The sequence below is a fragment of the Mesorhizobium sp. M1E.F.Ca.ET.041.01.1.1 genome (assembly GCF_003997355.1).
In the GTDB taxonomy this organism is placed as follows: Bacteria; Pseudomonadota; Alphaproteobacteria; order Rhizobiales; family Rhizobiaceae; genus Mesorhizobium.
The window spans coordinates 1-1,296 of sequence record NZ_RZSL01001023.1 but is presented as its reverse complement, the minus strand read 5'-3'; the positions used below and the strand labels follow the sequence as shown (position 1 = coordinate 1,296).

The window sequence follows — 1,296 nt, the reverse complement described above, 5'->3', positions numbered from 1 at the left end:
ACCTATGAGCTTGCCGAGACGGCCGCCCAAGAGGCGGTCTCGGAAGCGGGCCTCGATTCCGGCGATTTCGGCGGGCCGCTGTTTCTTGCTTCGCCGCCGGTCGAGCTCGACTGGGCCGACCGTTTCTCGCTCTACAATTCCGACAAGAAGGACAATGGCGCCGAAAGGCTGCTGCGGGTGGCGCGCGGGCTGAAGGAGCTCGACATCTTCGAGACCACACAGTTCGGTTCGATCGCCGATCACCTCGCCGACCGCTTCGGCACGCGCGGCCTGCCGATCACGTTGTCCACCGCTTGCGCCTCCGGCGCCACGGCCATCCAGCTCGGCGTCGAGGCGATCCGCCGCGGCGAATGCGACAAGGCGCTGTCGATCGGCGCGGACGGATCCGCGACGGCCGAAGCGCTGATCCGCTTTTCGCTCCTTTCGGCGCTCTCCACCCACAACGACATCCCGGAAAAGGCTTCAAAACCCTTTTCCAAGGATCGCGACGGCTTCGTCCTTGCCGAAGGTTCCGGCGCGCTGGTGCTGGAATCGCTGGAGGCGGCACTTGCCCGCGGCGCGACCATCCTCGGCATCATGCGCGGCTGCGGTGAGCGCGCCGACGACTTCCACCGCACCCGCTCCAAGCCCGATGCCTCGCCGGCGATCGCCACGGTGCGCGCCGCCCTTGCCGATGCCGGCTTGAGCGAGGACGAGATCGACTACGTCAACGCGCACGGCACCTCGACGCCGGAAAACGACAAGATGGAGCACCTGTCGCTGTCGACCGTGTTCGGCGAGCGGGTCGGCTCGATGCCGATCTCTTCGAACAAGTCGATGATCGGCCACACGCTGTCGGCCGCCGGCGCGGTCGAGGCCGCATTCTCGCTGATGACCATGCGCGAAAGCGTCATTCCGCCGACGATCAATTACGACAATCCGGATCCAGCGATCGTGCTCGACGTGGTGCCGAACAAGAAGCGCAACGCCGAAGTCGGCACGGTTCTGTCGAATTCCTTCGGCTTCGGCGGCCAGAACACCTGCCTTGTCATGGCGCGGGAACCGGTCTAAGCGGACGTTTTTCCGCCTCCAAAGTACCGACAGGCCAAATGCGCGCATTGCAACTTATCGAGGACCGCCGCCTTGAAACGGTGGACCTGCCGCCTCCCCCGCCGCCTTCGCTCGGCGAAGTGACGCTCCGCATCAAGGCGGTGGCGCTCAACCATATCGACGTCTGGGGCTGGCGCGGCATGGCTTTCGCCAAGCGCAAGCTGCCGCTGGTCATCGGCGCCGAGGCCTCCGGCGAGGTCGAGGCGG

The 1,296-nt window shown here is 66.0% G+C and carries 2 protein-coding genes; both read left to right on the top strand.

Annotated elements, in window-relative coordinates:
• The coding region (locus EOA38_RS36990) for a beta-ketoacyl synthase N-terminal-like domain-containing protein (RefSeq protein ID WP_127301531.1) at window positions 1-1,050 on the top strand (1,050 nt) is incomplete at its 5' end.
• A gap of 38 nt (window positions 1,051-1,088) precedes the next feature.
• A partial coding sequence (locus tag EOA38_RS36985; RefSeq protein ID WP_148669494.1) for an alcohol dehydrogenase catalytic domain-containing protein occupies window positions 1,089-1,296 on the top strand: 208 nt, incomplete at its 3' end.